The following is a 17,842-nucleotide window of genomic DNA, read 5'->3' on the forward strand; positions in this document are numbered from 1 at the left end:
TCCATTTTCGAAAAAAGTGTATTACATACCTATGCGGCTTACTTGGAATAGTTGACCTTATTTTCGAAGTCAAGCAAGTGCTTTTTTGATGAACTCTCCGAGCAGTCTACACCCGGATACGCATGAAAGCAGTCCCCATGCTATACTGAAATTACATTAACGTGACATCAAACATGTTTCGGATCAAAAGGAGAGTAACCATGGCGATAAAGCATGAAGCCGAGCTGTACGCTCCCTTAAAAGCCTTTTTTGAAATGAATGGATATGAAGTAAAAGGTGAGGTTCGCCATTGTGATCTTGTCGGTATGAAGGAAGGCCTCGAGGAGCCGCTTATTGTGGAGTTAAAAAAAACATTTAATCTTGCGCTGCTGCTCCAGGGCATCGAGAGACTGAAGCTGACTCCGTACGTTTATCTGGCGGTCGAGAAGAGCCGTGCGAAAAAAGGAGCGGTCAATCAGCGCTGGAACGAGCTGTCAGGGTTATGCGGGCGCCTTGGTCTGGGACTTATCACGGTAACCTTCTACAAAACCAAAGCTCCTTTTGTGGAAGTGCTCTGTGAGCCGGAGATGGCCGTACAGACGGGCCGAACGGCCATCAGACGGAAGGAGCGCCTGTTGTATGAGTTTCGGGAGCGCAGCGGTGATTACAACACGGGCGGCATAACAAGAGCCAAGCTGGTTACCGCATATCGCGAGAAAACGCTGCGTGTAGCTGCAGCCATGAATTCCGCGGAAGCGGAGCAGCGCAGCTTGCATGAACTGCAGGAGCAGGAGCACGGGCTTCAAGCAGGGCGTGCAGCCGCTGCGCTGCCCGGCATTTCCCCCGCGGCTGTGCGGGATCGAAGCGGCGTAGGATCGGCTGCTGATATCCTGCAGCGCAATTATTATGGCTGGTTCCGCCGGGTGAGCCGCGGACGCTACGTGCTGACGCCTGCCGGTATCCAAGCCCTGGCAGACTACGCCACCGTGTTAAAATCATAAAATGTACATTCATCAGCCCGAAAACCGGCAAATCCCGTGATGCAAAAAAAGGCTGCTGATTCTACTCCAGACCTGATAACAGGTCCAATCAGCAGCCTACCCTATGTTATTAACGATACTTAAAGAAGCAGCCTTCCATGTCTAATTACGGGCAGTAAATTCCAGCACCGCTTCGCTGATCAGATTCATGCCCAGCAGCAGCTCATCCCGGCCCGGATGCGTAAAATTCAGCCGGATGCATTCACGGGTATGATCTTCGGCGGAACACATCGAGCCTGGCAGGAAAGCCGCACCTTTGAGTAAAGAAGCTCTCAGCAGCGCATCGCCATTCAAGCCAGGTGGCAGCTGCACCCAGAGAAACATCCCGCCGGAAGGTACCGCATACGTCGAATCCTTCCATGCGCTGCGCTTCAGCAGCTCTACCATCAGTTTAAGCCTCGTTGCGTACTCCCGGTTCAGCATGCCGATGTGATCCTCCAGCTGAAAATGCTTGGATTCCAGCAGATTGTGCAGCATCCGCTGATTCAGCATACTGGATTGCCAATCGGCCATTTGCTTCACCGCCGTCATCATCTCAATGACGCGCCGATTTCCTGCGGCCCATCCTGTACGAAGCGCCGGTGCAACCGTTTTGCTGAAGGAGCCAACATATAGAACATGCTTACCCTGGGGTTCCTCCAGTGAGAATATTGAAGGAATTCTTGTCCCCTGATTCTTGGCATCCGCAAAATAAAGATCGCCGTAAGAATCATCCTCCACAATGAGAAGCCCATGCTGAACACACAGCTCCAGCACCTGCTTGCGCCGCTCCAAACTCCACATCACGCCTGTCGGATTGGTAAAATTGGGCGCAGCCATCAGCAGCTTCGGCTTGTGCTGCCGGATCATCGCTTCGAGATGCTCTGGCAGCATCCCGTTCTGATCTCCCTCAACAGGCACAATGAGGGCGCCCTGTAGACGCAGCACCTGAAGCAGTCCAGGCGAGGTTGGATTCTCGACCAGCACCGGGTCACCCGGGTCCACATACACCCTGACCAGCAAGTCAATGGCCTGCTGCGTACCGGTTGTCAGTAAAATATGCTGGGGCTGAACGCTAAGCCCCTTTCGCCGGGAAAAATCCTGGCTCAGCCATTCGCGGAGCGGCCCGTATCCTTCCGCCTCACCATACTGCAGCGCTAGCGGATCCTCAGACAGGACCGATGTCGCTGCCTCTGCCAGAGAATGCAGAGGGAATAACTCTTCGGCCGGAAGCTCTTCTGCCAAGGAAATAAAAGAATCCCGCTTCGCAAGTTCCCTGATATCGCGCAGCGGGGATGACAAAAGGGTCTGTGCACGGGAAGCAAAGGAATACTGCATGGAAGTCCCTCCTCTAACCGTTATCAAAACCTCGGTTTTGTATTCAGGAGCCTCTTAACAACCTCTAAAAGGTATTCCTGATGTTTATATATTATACCTTATGAACCACATCACGCATATATTTGCCTGCCTTGGCGGGTATACAGTGCGTACTTTTCGATCGCTTGCGCACGGGTGGAGACCCCAAGCTTCACGTATATTTTGCGGAGGTAATTATCAATGGAGCGGCGGCTTACTTGAATTTCCATGGCAATTTTATCGTAGGTTATGCCTTGGACAATCCGTTCCATAATAAAGGCCTCCGTCTCGGAGAGCTGAAGTCCACCTTCATTCATGGCAGATGCCGTTAGGGGCCATATTCCTTGCCTTACCCACTCGAGCGGCAGTGATGCAACACCTTCCCGCAGGCCGGTAATCATATGTATAAGCTGAAAGGTGGATGCCTGTTTGGATAACAGCCCGCTTGCGCCGCGGCTGATCAAGGATTGCAGCAAGGGAAGACCATCGTTATCGGTCATGATGACAACATGGGTCCTCGGAGACAGCTGCTTCATCTGCTCCAGCACGGCTTCAGACGTGTGCTCCTGCAGGTGATAATCCAATAGAACCAAGTCAGGAAGCAAATCCCCGACCAATCGAAGCCCTTCTGAATCTGAGGATGTCATTCCCTCAACGAGCAGATCCTGCTGCTCTTCCAAAATCAATTTTGTTCCCAGCATGCTTGTAGGTTGACTGCCAACTATAACTACCCGCCAAACCTGATTCATTTTCTAATAGACCTCCTGTTTCAACGAACTTGAATCTCTATCATCTCTATTAAGTAAGCGCCGTCATTTCCTTACATACCCGGCATGCGATTTCTCGTTGTTTGCGGCTATGGATTGATACAATTCCATCCTGTTATCCGTATAGAAAAAAGGTTAATTAATCCTATAGACGCAGGGCCTTTGACGATATGTATGGCGAATGTCTTATATGTATCCTATTTGATAATCAAATCTATACAGATTGTATCCCACTCTAACTTTCTAGGCAATCTATTTTTCATAAAAAACGCGCGCTTTTTGTTCGTCTTTGCGAAAGTAATCCTGACATGATAGAATGATATCTGGAAAAAATGATAGTTTTTGAGGGGTGATGATATGCCAATGTTAGAGCCGGAAAACAATGCCCCCTATAAATCCCGTGAGGAAGTGCATCAAAAAGGGCCTTCTACCAAATGGTTCTGGGTATTTTGGATTGTTCTGATCGGGCTGGGGACGACCGCAGCCTACCTATATAGCAATCATTTAAAAGAGCAGGTCGTTGTGCAGTTGCAGCAGGATACGCGCAAGGAGATGGCATCGTTCAAAGCGGAGTATGACCAAAGGTTTAATGAGCTGGTTCAGGAAATGGATGAGATGCAGAGCAAGGTTCAGTCCTTTAATGAACTGCTGACCTTTACCAAGGATCAGGCTAGCGGCAAGACGGACAACAGCAATAAGCTGTATAGTCAGTTAAGCCAGGTAGAGAAACAGCTGAAGGAGCTGGAACGCAAGATGGAGCTGCTCAAGTGACCAGGCTGAGATATATTCGTCCCAAGCAGCTCAACCGAACGTTTATGCTAGCCATCGCTCCTTTTATCGGATTGCTGCTGTGTATGTGGTTGATAACCAAGCCGCCGCACCTATCACACGAAACCGCTGAGTACATACCTTCCAGCAGCATATCGGAACAGTCCGCCGTCATCATGCAAGAATTGGATCAAGCGTCCGTCACTGCGGAGCAAACGATATCTTCTATTGAAAAAACAGCCAAGCTCTATCAGCAGACGACAGCCTCGGTAGGAACGATTCTGCGAACCGCGGAATCCCAGGCTGCACGCCCGGAGCAAATCTATAACCGCCGGATCACAAGCAAACTGGGGGTCCCGATCGAGACGGTTAACAGCGACCGGATTCGAATCGAGTTATATAAGATCAATCCGGGTACCTATCACGGTTACGCGATGAAGGTCAAGCTGAAGGACCCTTCCGCCATGAGTATGTCACTGGGCAGTGAAAGCGGCAGACCCGGGTCCGTCGAAACGACCATGCGTGCGGTAAGTCGGCATGGCGCGGTTGCCGGCATTAATGCCGGCGGATACGCGGATGGCAACGGGGGCAGGCATCCGCTAAGCACAACCTTTTATAAGGGCAAGTACGTTTCAGGATTTCAACCGAGCTTTAAGGATCTTTCCTTTGTCGGCATGAGCAAATCCGGCAAGCTGATCGGTGGAAAATTCTACAATCAGAGCGATCTTGATCGCCTGGATCCGGTATTCGGTGCTACCTTTGTGCCCGTGCTGCTCCAAAACGGCTACAAAACCACCATTCCCGAGAAGTGGCGAACGGCCCCTGGACGGGCACCTCGCACGGTCATCGGCAATTACAAGGATGATCAGCTGCTCATTCTCGTAACCGAAGGATACGATGAGAAGGGTAAATCCGGCGCTACACTGCAGGAACTGCAAAACAAGCTGAAAAAATTGGGCGTCATCGACGCTTATAATCTGGATGGCGGCGGCTCGGCCTCCCTTGTCCTGAACGGTCGTGTCGTGAACAAGCCATCAGACGGAAGTCTGCGGCCCGTGCCAACACACTTCCTATTTTTCGAGTAATGGAATCGGCTTCATATTCTCATTTATTTTTTCGCCCAAGGTGGTTATAATAAGAATAGCTTAGCAGGAGGTGGCAAGGATGTCTTTCTCATTAACCTTTTGGATCGTCATGCTCGTGTTTGCCCTTTACATGGTCGGCATTTGGACCTCGTCATACAATGATGATAAAACCAAAGGCCTGTAAGGCATAAACTCCCCCGAAATACGGGGGAGTTTTTATTTTATTGCGAAACAAAAAAGGCACCGCTCTTTAGCGATGCTCAAAAGGTAATTCATATTAGGCAACTAGGCATGTTTCGGAAGCTGTTGCATTTCGGACATGCATTGCGAGCAGATGTAGCGCTCTTTAAACTCGCTTACACCATCCATAGAACCACAGAAGACACACTTCGGACGATAGCGCTCTAATATAATATGGTCCCCCTGTACAAGAATTTCTACGGGATCCCCCTCGTTCATTTGATATCTCTTCCGCAGAGACTTAGGCAGAACGATTCTTCCCAGCTGATCGACCTTACGAACAACACCAGCAGGTTTCATAACGATTGTACACCTCTTTCATTTTCAACAAGTGATTTCTGACACCACAATTACAGAACTGATAATAAGGGCCTAGTATAATAGTTCGATAAAAAGTTGTCGAATCCTGCTGGATATTAAGAATTTCTTAGTTTTTTTCAATATCAAATAGGTATACTGGATGATTTTTCCCTAAAAACTCGAAGTTTTGCAGCTTTTAATCCATACCCGGGAAATCCAGCTGGCGTAATGCCTCGTATACCATAATCGCAGCCGAATTGGACAAATTCAGCGAGCGGACCTTATCTGTCATCGGCATCCGTATGCAATGCTCGCTATTTGCAGCAAGCAGCTCTGGAGGCAGACCCTTGGTCTCTTTGCCAAAAACCAGAAAATCGCCATCCTGATACTCGATATCCATGTAACGCTTGGTTGCCTTCGTCGTGGCATAGAAATAACGTCCGTCCGGATACAGTGCCTTTAATTCCTCAAAGGAATCGTGGTATTCAATATGTACGGCATACCAGTAATCCAGCCCTGCCCGCTTCAATGTTTTATCATCTGTATTAAAGCCGAGCGGACGGACCAGATGCAGATGAGTGCCTGTTGCGGCGCAGGTTCTGGCGATATTGCCCGTATTGGCGGGGATTTCCGGTTCGACTAGTACGATGTGTAATGCCATGTTGATAAAGTCCACCTTTTCTTCTGTTTTCTTCTATTATAACCGATTCCATCCCGAATTCCCGGGGTATCCAGAAATAACCTTCCGCTGATGGGCGGAAGGTTATTTCTGTTCATCTTCGATGATGTATTAGCTGCGGCTGTTCTGGAACTGCTGCATAAATTGTACAAGCGCCTGAGCGCTCTCGTACGGAAGGGCATTATACACCGAAGCGCGCAAACCGCCGACGCTGCGATGGCCTTTTAGACCGACAAAGCCTTCTTGCTCCGAAGCCTTCACAAATTCCTTCTCCAGCTCTTCCGTGCCCAGACGGAACGTAATATTCATATCCGAACGCACTTCTGCGTTCACGCAGCCGCGATAGAAACCGCCGCTGCTATCGATGGCATCATAGATGAGTGCGGCTTTCTTGCGGTTCAGCTCCTGAACGCCTTCAAGCCCCCCCTTCTCCTGAATCCATTTGAGAACCTCATTAATCATATATATGCCAAAGGACGGCGGCGTATTGTAGAGCGAATTGTTTTTCAAATAAGTATCATAACGGAGCATACTTGGGAGATGTTTAGGAGAATCTGTAATCATATCCTCTCTGACAATCACAACGGCCACGCCGGATGGTCCAAGGTTCTTCTGCGCACCGGCATATACCATGGCAAATTGGCTTAGATCAAAAGGACGGCTCAGGATATCACTCGACATATCGCAGATCAGCGGTACGGATCCGGTATCCGGGAATTCCTTAAACTGTGTGCCTTCAATGGTTTCATTGGAAGTCAGATGAAGATAAGCTGCATGATCGGATAGCTTGATATCTTGAAGCTCAGGCAAAGCCATGTATTTGCTCGCTTCCGATGAGGCGGCAACATGGGTTTCGCCAATCAGCCTGGCTTCCTTAATCGCCTTCTCGGCCCAGCTGCCTGTCATCACATAATTTGCAACCTGGCCTTGTCCCAAAAAGTTCATCGGAATCATCGCAAATTGCGTGCTGGCACCACCCTGAATGAATAACACCTTGTACCCGGACGGATTTCCCAGCAGGGACAGCAGGCGTTCCTGCGCTTCATTATGAACTGCTTCATAGACGGCACCGCGATGCGACATTTCCATGATCGACATGCCCGTATCCCCGTAATTGACGAATTCAGCCTGAGCGCGCTCCAACACTTCAAGCGGCAGCGCAGCAGGCCCTGCATTAAAATTGTATGCTCTCTTGCTCAAAAGACTCTCCACCCTTTCTCCTTGTTCCCTTTATCGCTTTATAGATTTAAAGCTAATCATAGCAACAAAGCGAAGGTCCATCAAGTGCATTTTATACAATTTTTTATTCTCCATCAAAAACGGATAAATCCTACAGTTCCAACCTGCGAAGACCCAAAAGGGACACCCTTTTGTTTACCAACTGAAGAATTGGAACTGCCTTCTCCAGCATTTCTGTTCTCCCGGAGCCAGACTCAGGCGAATAAACACCTCGGGAGAAATCACGTGGCCAGTACCCCATAGCGCCATGTAAGCGACTGGAAAATTACTGCTCTCCCTTACTCCCGCCCTGCTGGCTTTATGCGTGAGCTCCCATGAATAAGAATGGTCACTGCCGTTGAAACCTTCCAGCTTTCCATAAAAGGGCTTGCTCGGCTTGGCGTTCCAGTTCACCTCGCAACCCTGGACAGACAGCAAGCCGGAGGTATAGTCAGATTCAACCTCCGTAAATCGGACAGGTACAGACAGCCGCAGCTTGTATTCTGGTCCTGCGTCCTGATCGTTTATACCTATGAAATTATGGATATATTCCTCCGTATCAATCCTTCGGCTACCTTCGTTGCAGAGCTCATAATCCATGGTCAACGAGGTACCTTGGATGGAGATCTTCTTAACCAGCCTGGCAGCATATCCCTTTGTGTTCCTTGCATGAACCACATACGTGATGTTTAAATCGTCCGCCGTGATATCCACATCGAAAGGTTCCAGCGGATACGTATACTGAAAGTTATAACCGTCTTCATTAACCCGCTTAAGAAGGCCCACCCCTAGTTTAGGAAACCACTCGCCTACCCTGGTTTCCGAGTACCCCATTCCGTCGTGAAGACCAAATTCATTGCATAATCCTGATCCGCCGGCAGGGTTAAATCCCCCTGCATACTCATGAACACAGAACGTATGACCGCTCCCCACGAGCCTGACCTGTGTAATGAATCCAGTCCGATCAAAACGTGTGCCTTGGTAACTATCAATATCCGCTATATCTACGGCTAGTTGTCCGTTCGTTAATAGATGGCTCATGCTAATCGCTCCCTCTCCATTCATGATGAAGAAGCCCCGGTCACTTGTCTGCCAGGGCTTCCGTAAATTTGCATGTTCTTATGTTAGGCGAGCTCGACAAGAATGATATGAGATTCATTCATGGATAACGCAGACAACGTATAACGATCCACTTCTGCTGCCCCTCGAGTGATACTGCGCAGCTGAACCTTCTCGCCGTTCAGTGTAATCGATTGAATCCCATAACTTCCATAATCCAATCCGCTTGGATTGCTGTATACAATCTGAAGCTGTTGATCAGCAAACCTTGTATCTACAACTGCGTTGCCATCAGCTCCAAATTGAGAGGAACGTAATTTCGGTTCCAAGCGAAGATGTCCCAGATTACCTTTCACGCCAAACACCTCGGTCAGCATCGTAAGCAGAAGCCAGCTTGCTGATCCGGTGAGATAGGGATACATGCCTCTTCCCTTCTCATTGATGTATTCAGGAATACCAGGATACATGCGACTGCGATCAAAGTCATTGCTCAGATCATAAATCGACTGCAGCACCTCATATCCTTCTTGGACAAAACCTCTTTTATACAGAGCATTCGCATACATGACACTCATATGGCTAAACATGGCGCCATTCTCTTTATGCCCGAACGCAAATCCGAACGCACGTCCAAGATTCTGTTGAATCTCGCCAAAATTCGAGTTGAGACGGTAACCGATGTTAGGGTCTTTCAGATAACGATCCACAGCCTTCGTAATCCGGCTTACCTGATCATCGTCAGCAATTCCGCCCATGACAGCAAAGACCTGACCTGTAAGCGTGATGCGCACACCATGGGGAAAATCGCCTTCCACGCGTTCTCCATCATTATTGTAATATCCGTTGAACCACGCATACCCTTCTTCGTTTGTGATCCATTCGTTGCGGCGCAAATGCTGGATGATCCATTCCGCTTTCAGTTTCAAATCCTGTACAACATCCGCTAAACTTAATTTCAGTTTGTTTCCGGTCACAGAGACTTTTACTGATTCGTAATACCTATCCAGCAGTTCGAGTTTCCCTTTAACATCCTCATAGGAAGCGGGAGTCGTTAACGAATCGAGCAAAACAGCCATTTCCTCTGCAATTTCAATGAATTCGACACCGTGGTTCTCCTGCCATGCCAGCAATACATCAGCAAGCTGCATCAAGTTGCTCGCATAAAACGCAGTAAATGCTACACTCTCGCCTCTGCCTGGCGCTAGGTCCAGACCATCATTCCAGTCTGCTCCCTCCAGCTTGATGTTATTGTGCTCGCCTACATTAAAGAACGGAACCAGATTCTGCAGCAAAATATGCTCAAGTATCGTTCCCTCATATACCCTGCCATTCACGGTTAAGAGCTTATTCCCATTCTCCGGCAACCAGTGGCTGTCCTTCTCCTGACACCGTTTCACAAACACATCACGGAAATACGTTTGAGGCTGCTTCAGGAAATCCAAATCCCCGCTCTGATTGATATAAAGCAGGGTGGTCATTAACGGCCAGGCACCATGATCCATCCATACGCGAGGAATATTGTTCCGGTCCGCGATAAACTCACCCGGCTTGGTTCCGATAATTGTTGCATTGCTTCCGTCCATTCGCACACCTGCGTAATTATTGAGCAGAAGGTATCGAACCTCAGATGGCTCCATAATCATCAGTGCAAGGCAATCCTGCCACAGGTCACGCCATCCGCGGCCTCCACGGCCATAGTCATGATAGGGGAGGAAGGAGTTCCCGTATAAACGGCGCAATATCGGCTGCAGCGTTACCCATTTCATCCACATATCCTGCTGTTGATCTCCAGTATGAAAGGACACGGTTGCCAGCTTGTCATTCCAATAGTTTTCGTTCTGCTTAAGCAGATCATCAAAACTCTTCTCCGATAAATACGTTTCGTCCAGCCTGCCGGATTCTATGCGATCCTCTGAAATGACCATTGCGATCACATAAGCTCTGGATTGGCCTGGCAGCAATTGAAGCTCATGAAACCGGAGAGCCCCAATCGCTTCGTAGCCCTCCAGCGTATCACCAGCCGCTGCACCCGCCTTCTTGTTGGCAACTACAGCCTCGGGCCAATCCAGTGCGCCGCCTTCCCCGATAAATTCCTCGAGTACCGGATCATAACCGGCTGGTTCCGCACCATCTGCCTCTGCACCCAGCACGCTGTAGCACACCTGATTGATACGGTGACCGCGCTCGTCAAACGACAGAACAGGCTGCACCTCGATCCCCTTACGATGAACAAAGATCCGATGCAGCAGTGAAGTCACATGACGATGATCCCGCAGATCATCTGCCGAGCGTCCGTACAGCGGGATGGCTGCGGTAGGCGTCAGCTTCAGCGGCTGATCGCTTGTGTTTGTCAGTTTCACTTTCATCAATTCAATTTTGTCATCCGTTACAGGAACGAAACTCGTCACTTCCGCTTGCAGTCCCGTTTCCCGGTTAATCCGCTTCAGCTTATGCCATAGAAACCCAGCTTCTAATTCGCTCTCTTCCTCCTGCTGCATGAATCGGTTTGCATTCTGCCTGGCGGAATTGCCACTTGCGGACCATGCCCCGTATCCATCGATATACACCCAGAAATTACGTGCAGATTTAGAATTATGCAGATCCTCTACCGATACGGGTGACATCAAAAAAGTATTATGACTGCTTGTGATTTCTCCATGAAGATTCGGCGTTATGGCTGACATCATGCCGGCTTCATTAACTAACGGAAAATATAAATAGCTGTTATGTTCAGGCATGTTCAATGAAAACACGCCCTGATTCCCCTGAAACTTCCATCCTGTCGATTTCATATCGTTCTCTTCCCCTTTATGCCATTAGGATTTAACCGCTCCTGCAAGAGCGCCATCCACAAGGTATTTCTGTATGAACGTGTACAGAATGATCAATGGTGCAGCCACGATCGTTATTCCGCATGCTAGCAGCGGCCAGTTATTCCCGTACTGCCCTCTGAACTCTTTTAGGCCAAACGTGATCGGATAATTAGCCGGACTTGGAAGATACATGATCGGACCTACAAAGTCATTCCACACCCCAATCGCGGTCAGAATGACACCTGTTGCTATCACAGGTTTCATAAGGGGCAGAATAATTTGGAACAAGTAACGAATATATCCGGAACCGTCCATCCCTGCGGCTTCATCCAGATCTCTGCTGATCGATTTGATGTAGCCCACAAACATCATGAATACAACGCCTGTGCCCGTCGTTTTCAGTAAAATATAACCGAGCTTGGTATCGTAACCGAAAAACGAAACACTCTCTTTAAAGGACAGCATTAATTTATATTGGGCTACCATCGGGTTCGGAAGAAACTGGGAGAGCAAGAAGAACATATAAATGAATCCGCTCCACATGACATATCCGCGCGCAACCGGAAAAGCGGCAAACAACGAAACAATGATGGTAAGCCCCGTTGCCGCCACCGTGTAAATCAGACTGTTGGTGAAATAACCGGCAAAATTGCCCTCAGACCATGCTTGCGTGTAGTTGCCCCATTCAATGTTCTGGACGATACCAATGGGATTGAGCAAATATTCATTAAAGGATTTAAGCGATACGTTGAACACCAGCAGAAGCGGCACGACATACAGAATCAGAAGCAGAAATACGACGCCGTAAGAAAGAATTTGAGTTGTTTTGGAATTCTGCATCAATATTCCACCTCTCTCTTACGCGTTTGTCTGACGGCAACAACAACAAAGAGGAGAATAATCAAGAACTGTATCACGGAAAGCGCAGAAGGAAGACCCATTTCCAAGCTGCCGCGGAATGTTTCCTTGTACACGTCATATGCCATCGTTCTGGTATTAAATCGACCGTCTGTTGTTGCCAAAATGATATCAAACGTCGACATAGCCCCAATAATAGACAGCAGCATATTCACCGTGAAAGACGGTGCGATGAGAGGGAAGGTAATATGACGGAAGGATTGCCATTTGCTAGTGCCGTCAATATGACCTGCCTCATATAAATCTTTTGGAACCGACTGCAGTCCTGCCAGAAAGATCAACATGGAGTATCCCATGTACATCCAAATCTGTACGAATATAATATAGCCGAACGCATGGGTGAAACTTCCGAAGAACATATCCTGATATCCGAAAAGAACATCGTAGAGGCGGTTGACCGGTCCGTTTAACGGATCAAACATCATCCCCCAGATTAGTGCAACCACAGCTACGCCTAGTACAACCGGCAAGAAAAACACCGCGCGATAGAAATAATCTCCTTTAAGGCGTTGATTAATGATCACGGCAATAAATAGAGCAACTCCATTTTGTACAATCGTAACAACGAACATGAAGATCAGGGTATTTATAATGGAGCGCCAGCGTTCGCCTGAATTTCCTGAGAAGAATAAATCCTTGTAATTATCAAGCCCGACAAATTGATAGGTGCTGCCGGGGAGGTTTTTAACGTCGGTAAAGGAGTAAATGACCGTCAATATCGAAGGTCCAAAATAAAAAACAATGTATAATGCCATGGGTATCAGCAGCAGCAATAATGGTATGAAGCGATTAAACCCTTTTCCAAATGGATACATCTCTCTCACCTCGCAAATCCCGATTCAATAAATGTCGGGGCCTGTTGCACAGACCCCGATTACAGTATGGTTCATTCTATATAGGTCTCTTTATAGTAGAAGAAATCTTTATTTAGGAGCTGCGGCTTCCCATTCTTTTTGCTGAATGTCAGCCAATTCCTTCGCTGTTTTGTATAGACCGCCCGGAGCCAGGAATTCAGTATGAACACCCTCAGCAGCCAGATGCTCGCCGATATTCTGACGGTTGATCATCATGATTTCGTACGCCAATTCAAAGTCCCCCAGATACGGAGTAAGTTCGTTGTCGATAAAATCGCTTTCGGTTTGAATGTTATCCTGTGTTGGAATGAAACCGGCAGCCTTTACAAATGTCGTGTAGTTCTCCGGTTCGGAGAAGAACTCAAGCCATTTCAATGCTCCCTCTTTGTTCGGTCCTTTCTCGGCAGCATACCAGGTTACATCATACTTGCCGACGAAGGATGCATTCTTCGCTGCATCTTCTGTTGCAGGAAGCGGGAAGTATCCGAACTTCAGCTCTGGGTTTGCAGCTGCAACGGTTGGAGCATCCCAGGATCCATCAGCCAGCATCGCCGCTTTGCCTGTTGCAAAATAAGAAGGCGCTGTTGCATAATCAATTCCCATGAATCCGTCAATCATGTAATTGTCCTGGATTGTCTTCATTTTATCCAACACTTCGACTGCCTCATCATCGTTATAAGCCGTTTCGCCTTTCCAAACACCCTCGATCCATTTCTGCTGGTCCCCGCCGCCCAGAATTTTAGCTTGCAGAGCGAACACAGGAAGTTTCAAAGGCCATACGTCTTTACCCGCAACAACAATCGGCGTAATGCCTTTTGCTTTCAAAGCATCGTTCAGTTTGATGAACTCCGACCATGTTTTTGGAACGCTCAGACCATTTTGCTCGAAAATTTCTTTATTATAGAAAAGGCCGGACATGGCTACCTTACCTGTTGGAACTGCATAGACTTTATCGTTATAAGTTCCGGCTTTCTCGATATCGTTTGCATTATAATTCTTAATGAAGGCTTGGCCCGATAAATCTGCGATCAGTCCCGTATCAATCCACTGCTGCCAATCGGGCACCTTAGCACCTGGCGTCCATTCCTGCGGAGAAAGTCTCATCCCGGACAAATCAGCCAGAACGTCCACGTCGTTTGCCGTGATTCTCGCTCTCTGCGCCTGCTTAAATTCATCATCCGGTCCTGTAGTGGTATATTCCACCTTATACTCAGGGTACTTCTCTTCAAATTTCTTGTTGATCTCTTCAACTGCTTTATTGATGTTATCCTGTTTCCAGTGTAAAATTTTGATGACCTTCTTATCGCCTTTAGCCGGTGTTTCTTTATCGACCGAATCACTGCTTCCTCCGCAAGCCGTTAGCGAGAAAGTCAAAGCACCCGCCAGAAGTACTGCTGATAATTTCTTAATCATTTCTTTACCCCCTGAAATTAATTTGCAATTCATTTATGAAACCGGATTCATTATTCCGCTTCTTTTCGTCCAGTATAGTCTTGATGCTACGAAAATTTCAGTAATCCATTTCGTAATTCAGCGAATTATACCGAAAGCGGTTTCGTAAGGCCTATTATTACTCATAACATTTTGTTTGTCAAAGCTTTTTTTAACCTCATTCAATACAATTTTTCGTCTCGTTATCATTCCTTTATTTCCCCTTGATACTCCAAGTATATAGCCGCTTCCTTCCATTGACTTAAAGTACTAAAGCGGATACACTATTTTTACGAAACAGTTTCGAATAGAGAATTATAAAAAGTTTCGAACGAATCATCTTAAACGTAAAAACAAGTAAAAAGCGGCATTTTTCATGCTAATATTAAGTGTTTTTTAACAATTATAACGAAAATCCACGAAAATTTCGGGGTGACTTGATAAACAAATAAGGGGCGTTTAGTATGGGGTTGAATATTAAAACAATCGCTAAAATGGCGGGGGTATCCGTTTCCACCGTCTCCAAGATTATTAACAACTATAGTGATGTATCCGAGGAGACCAAAGCTCGTGTGCTGGAAATCATGAAAGAAACCGGATATACCCCCTCCAACTCCGCGAAAACATTAGCCACGAAAAAATCCAATTTAATAGGCGTTATTTTTGCCGGGAAATTGAATGTGGATTTTACCCATCCTTTTTTCGTTGAGGTTCTGAATTCGTTCAAGAAACAAATGGGTGTCCTCGGTTACGACCTTCTGTTTTTTTCGAATGAAAAATTCCAGGGTGATGATGCCGACTATCTCGGAAGATGTCGTCATTATCAGGTGGACGGCTGTGTCATTATATCCGGGGAAGAAATCGAGCCCTCCATTAAGGAGCTTGATGAGAGCGACATTCCGTGTATAGGGGTCGACATTGAGCTGATCGGCGAAATGTCGGGGCACATTATGTCGGACAACTATAAAATGTCCTCGAAGGTCGTTGAACATTTCTACCTCCAAGGCTTCAGAGACTTAGGATTCATTGGGGGCAGCAAGGAATCTGAAATCTCCAACATGCGTGAGGCCGGTTATCGCAACGCTATGGAGAGCTTCGGGCTTCCTGCCCGTACGGAGTGGTTTCTGAACGGGGATGACTTTTACGAAGCAAGCGGATATAAGGCCATGACACGGTTGATCCAGGCAGGATCGCTGCCCCGTGCCATCTTTGCAGCCTCCGATCAGATTGCCATTGGGGCCATCCAGGCGCTTCAGGAGCAAGGCCTGAATGTGCCAGACAATGTTTCGATCATTGGCTGTGACGATATTGAAGCATGTAAATATACTACACCCAAGTTAACGACCATTCGTCAAAACAAAGACAAGATCGGCCGATTGGCCGCACTTATGCTCTACGACCTGATCAATAAGCAATCACCGGTCAGCTCGTTTGTTGTTGAGCCTGAGCTTATCGTACGCGAATCTTGCGGGAGCAAGACACATCACTACGGTTACTTCTGATTGCTTGTCCAATTGGACCGATGGTCTTCCTCACCTTCCTCACCCGGAAGGCCGTCCTTCTGCTCGCTTGGACAGCACTATCTACTTTCCATCCATCTACATACTAAAAAAAGCTTAGAGCCACAGGCCCTAAGCTTTTTTTAGTATGAGTATTAGAGGTCGTAGTACAGGGAGTACTCATGCGGATGAACACGGATGTTAACCGCTTTAGCTTCAGAGCGCTTGAGCTCAATGAAGTTATCGAGGAATTCCTGCGTAAACACGCCGCCCTCAGTCAAGAATTCGCTGTCTGCTTGAAGAGCATCCAAAGCCTCATCCAGGGAACCTGGTACGCTGCGGATTTCTCTTTTCTCAGCATCAGACAGTTCGTAGATGTTCTTATCGAATGGTCCGTAGCCCAGTGCCGTCGGATCGATTTTGCGCTTGATGCCATCCAGGCCAGCCATTAGCATGGCCGAGAATGCAAGATAAGGATTCGCCGTGGAGTCCGGTGTACGGAACTCAATGCGGCAGCCTTTAGGTGTTACAGCTGCAACCGGAATCCGAACTGCTGCGGAACGATTGCCTTTGGAGTACACGAGGTTAACAGGTGCTTCATAGCCTGGAACCAGACGTTTGAAGGAGTTTGTGCTCGGATTTGTCAAAGCAATCAATGCCGGTGCATGGTACAGAATACCGCCAATGTAGTGGATAGCCGTTTCGCTCAGGTTAGCATAAGCTCCTTTTTCGTAGAACAAAGGGGTATCGCCATCGAAAATGGATTGGTGAACGTGCATGCCGCTTCCGTTATCTCCGAACAGTGGCTTCGGCATGAATGTAGCCGTTTTGCCATATTGGCGAGCCGTGTTATGCACGATGTATTTATAGATCAACAAATTGTCAGCTGTTTTCTTTAATGTGTCAAAACGGAAGTTGATTTCAGCCTGCCCTGCCGTTGCTACCTCATGGTGATGACGCTCAACCCGCAGTCCTGCCTCCTCAAGCAAACGGCACATTTCGCTGCGAATGTCCTGCTGTGTATCAACAGGTGCCACTGGAACGTATCCGCCCTTAACGCCAACTTTGAAACCAAGGTTGCCGCCTTCTTCCTTGCGGTTGGTATTCCAGTTTGCTTCCTCGGAGTCTACAAAGTAGCTGGAGCTGTTCATGGAGCTTTCGTAGCGAACATCATCGAACAGGAAAAACTCGGATTCAGGTGCGAAGAATGCTGCTGTACCGATTCCCGCCTCTTGAAGATATTGCTCAGCGCGAGCTGCGATACCGCGTGGATCACGCTCGTAAGCATCGCCCTCCGGTGTAAAGATGTTGCTCATAATGTTAAGTGTAGGATGTGCTGTAAATGGATCGATATAGCAAGATTCCGGATCTGGCATCATAACCATATCTGATTCTTCAATGCCGCGGAATCCTGGAATAGAAGATCCATCAAACGCTACCCCGTTCACGAATGTTTCTTCATCTACCTCTGAAGCCGGCAAGGTAATGTGATGCGCCCGTCCCGACAAGTCCACAAAACGAAAATCGACCCACTCAATATTGTTCTCTTTAATGGTTTGCAATACTTTCTCTACCGACATGTCTCTTCCTCCCAATTTCCGAACATTAAGACTAAAACAGCTTAACAATGTTCATAATCTTTCGATTTCTTTTCGTCATTATATGCCGGGAGATAACCTGACGTCAATACCTATGTAAGGTATTTTTAAAAATGATGTTATATATACTGACATTGAAAACCAGTTAATGTAAACGCAGTAAAAAGACACCTGCGAGCTTGCTGCAAGTGTCTACTACTATAAATAAGGGACTGGCCCAGCTATCCTCATATAGCGAACGATATACTTAAGTCTATCA

At 47.6% G+C, this 17,842-nt stretch carries 15 protein-coding genes; 4 read left to right on the forward strand and 11 right to left on the reverse strand.

The features are described 5' to 3' along the window. Positions 1-200: 200 nt before the first annotated feature. Positions 201-980, forward strand: a complete 780-nt coding sequence (locus tag PGL02S_RS17380; RefSeq protein WP_036639619.1) for a DUF2161 family putative PD-(D/E)XK-type phosphodiesterase — start codon at positions 201-203, stop codon at positions 978-980. A gap of 141 nt (positions 981-1,121) precedes the next feature. Here PGL02S_RS17380 and PGL02S_RS17385 read toward each other — a convergent pair whose 3' ends face one another. Then, entirely contained in the window at positions 1,122-2,336 is a 1,215-nt protein-coding gene (locus PGL02S_RS17385; protein ID WP_036639622.1) for an aminotransferase-like domain-containing protein, read from the reverse strand. A gap of 110 nt (positions 2,337-2,446) precedes the next feature. Next, on the reverse strand, positions 2,447-3,103 hold the full coding sequence (locus tag PGL02S_RS17390; RefSeq protein ID WP_006212175.1) for a helix-turn-helix transcriptional regulator: 657 nt from the start codon (positions 3,101-3,103) through the stop codon (positions 2,447-2,449). 381 nt (positions 3,104-3,484) lie between these two features. On the opposite strand from PGL02S_RS17390, the gene PGL02S_RS17395 reads away from it, so the two are divergent. Both PGL02S_RS17395 and PGL02S_RS17400 read left to right on the forward strand, forming a co-directional pair. After that, entirely contained in the window at positions 3,485-3,892 is a 408-nt protein-coding gene (locus PGL02S_RS17395; RefSeq protein WP_036639662.1) for a hypothetical protein, read from the forward strand. Next, entirely contained in the window at positions 3,889-4,974 is a 1,086-nt protein-coding gene (locus tag PGL02S_RS17400) for a phosphodiester glycosidase family protein (RefSeq protein WP_036639624.1), read from the forward strand. Before PGL02S_RS17395 ends, PGL02S_RS17400 begins: the two co-directional genes overlap by 4 nt. 285 nt (positions 4,975-5,259) lie before the next feature. Here PGL02S_RS17400 and PGL02S_RS17405 read toward each other — a convergent pair whose 3' ends face one another. The 8 genes from PGL02S_RS17405 to PGL02S_RS17440 form a co-directional block, all read right to left on the reverse strand. After that, positions 5,260-5,514, reverse strand: coding sequence for an AbrB/MazE/SpoVT family DNA-binding domain-containing protein (locus PGL02S_RS17405; protein WP_009595823.1), 255 nt, complete (start codon positions 5,512-5,514; stop codon positions 5,260-5,262). A gap of 196 nt (positions 5,515-5,710) precedes the next feature. After that, the gene (gene trmL / locus PGL02S_RS17410) at positions 5,711-6,175 is read right to left on the reverse strand and encodes a tRNA (uridine(34)/cytosine(34)/5-carboxymethylaminomethyluridine(34)-2'-O)-methyltransferase TrmL (protein WP_036639629.1); all 465 of its coding nucleotides are present in this window, start codon (positions 6,173-6,175) and stop codon (positions 5,711-5,713) included. Between the two features lie 129 nt (positions 6,176-6,304). After that, positions 6,305-7,393 carry a 3-phosphoserine/phosphohydroxythreonine transaminase gene (gene serC / locus PGL02S_RS17415; RefSeq protein WP_036639632.1) on the reverse strand — a complete coding sequence of 363 codons (1,089 nt, stop codon included), beginning with the start codon at positions 7,391-7,393 and terminating at the stop codon, positions 6,305-6,307. A 174-nt stretch (positions 7,394-7,567) separates the two neighbouring features. Further along, positions 7,568-8,452 (reverse strand): hypothetical protein, encoded by an 885-nt coding sequence (locus tag PGL02S_RS17420; protein WP_063455952.1) that lies wholly within the window; start codon positions 8,450-8,452, stop codon positions 7,568-7,570. An 83-nt stretch (positions 8,453-8,535) separates the two neighbouring features. After that, a complete protein-coding gene (locus tag PGL02S_RS17425) occupies positions 8,536-11,262 on the reverse strand; it encodes a GH36-type glycosyl hydrolase domain-containing protein (RefSeq protein ID WP_036639634.1) in 2,727 nt (908 codons plus the stop codon). Positions 11,263-11,286: 24 nt separating this feature from the next. Beyond that, positions 11,287-12,123: a carbohydrate ABC transporter permease gene (locus tag PGL02S_RS17430; RefSeq protein WP_036639636.1), complete on the reverse strand. Its 837-nt coding sequence runs from the start codon at positions 12,121-12,123 to the stop codon at positions 11,287-11,289. Beyond that, the gene (locus PGL02S_RS17435; RefSeq protein ID WP_006212185.1) at positions 12,123-13,016 is read right to left on the reverse strand and encodes a carbohydrate ABC transporter permease; all 894 of its coding nucleotides are present in this window, start codon (positions 13,014-13,016) and stop codon (positions 12,123-12,125) included. Before PGL02S_RS17435 ends, PGL02S_RS17430 begins: the two co-directional genes overlap by 1 nt. A 108-nt stretch (positions 13,017-13,124) precedes the next feature. Continuing rightward, positions 13,125-14,468, reverse strand: a complete 1,344-nt coding sequence (locus PGL02S_RS17440; protein WP_036639639.1) for an ABC transporter substrate-binding protein — start codon at positions 14,466-14,468, stop codon at positions 13,125-13,127. 482 nt (positions 14,469-14,950) lie between these two features. Here PGL02S_RS17440 and PGL02S_RS17445 point away from each other — a divergent pair, with 482 nt between their 5' ends. Continuing rightward, positions 14,951-15,988, forward strand: coding sequence for a LacI family DNA-binding transcriptional regulator (locus PGL02S_RS17445; protein ID WP_173937138.1), 1,038 nt, complete (start codon positions 14,951-14,953; stop codon positions 15,986-15,988). A gap of 152 nt (positions 15,989-16,140) precedes the next feature. Here PGL02S_RS17445 and glnA read toward each other — a convergent pair whose 3' ends face one another. Then, positions 16,141-17,565, reverse strand: a complete 1,425-nt coding sequence (glnA, locus tag PGL02S_RS17450; protein ID WP_036639641.1) for a type I glutamate--ammonia ligase — start codon at positions 17,563-17,565, stop codon at positions 16,141-16,143. Positions 17,566-17,842 lie beyond the last annotated feature (277 nt).

Origin of the sequence: Paenibacillus glucanolyticus NBRC 15330 (assembly GCF_004000885.1) — a bacterium.
Classification (GTDB): Bacteria; Bacillota; Bacilli; order Paenibacillales; family Paenibacillaceae; genus Paenibacillus_AQ; species Paenibacillus_AQ glucanolyticus.

Coding starts and splice junctions, on each gene's coding strand:
- PGL02S_RS17420 (WP_063455952.1), bottom strand. CDS start 8,452: ATGAGCCATCTATTAACGAACGGACAACTAGCCGTAGATATAGCGGAT.
- PGL02S_RS17390 (WP_006212175.1), bottom strand. CDS start 3,103: ATGAATCAGGTTTGGCGGGTAGTTATAGTTGGCAGTCAACCTACAAGC.
- PGL02S_RS17435 (WP_006212185.1), bottom strand. CDS start 13,016: ATGTATCCATTTGGAAAAGGGTTTAATCGCTTCATACCATTATTGCTG.
- PGL02S_RS17430 (WP_036639636.1), bottom strand. CDS start 12,123: ATGCAGAATTCCAAAACAACTCAAATTCTTTCTTACGGCGTCGTATTT.
- PGL02S_RS17405 (WP_009595823.1), bottom strand. CDS start 5,514: ATGAAACCTGCTGGTGTTGTTCGTAAGGTCGATCAGCTGGGAAGAATC.
- glnA (WP_036639641.1), bottom strand. CDS start 17,565: ATGTCGGTAGAGAAAGTATTGCAAACCATTAAAGAGAACAATATTGAG.
- PGL02S_RS17440 (WP_036639639.1), bottom strand. CDS start 14,468: ATGATTAAGAAATTATCAGCAGTACTTCTGGCGGGTGCTTTGACTTTC.
- PGL02S_RS17385 (WP_036639622.1), bottom strand. CDS start 2,336: ATGCAGTATTCCTTTGCTTCCCGTGCACAGACCCTTTTGTCATCCCCG.
- PGL02S_RS17380 (WP_036639619.1), top strand. CDS start 201: ATGGCGATAAAGCATGAAGCCGAGCTGTACGCTCCCTTAAAAGCCTTT.
- trmL (WP_036639629.1), bottom strand. CDS start 6,175: ATGGCATTACACATCGTACTAGTCGAACCGGAAATCCCCGCCAATACG.
- PGL02S_RS17445 (WP_173937138.1), top strand. CDS start 14,951: ATGGGGTTGAATATTAAAACAATCGCTAAAATGGCGGGGGTATCCGTT.
- PGL02S_RS17395 (WP_036639662.1), top strand. CDS start 3,485: ATGTTAGAGCCGGAAAACAATGCCCCCTATAAATCCCGTGAGGAAGTG.
- PGL02S_RS17425 (WP_036639634.1), bottom strand. CDS start 11,262: ATGAAATCGACAGGATGGAAGTTTCAGGGGAATCAGGGCGTGTTTTCA.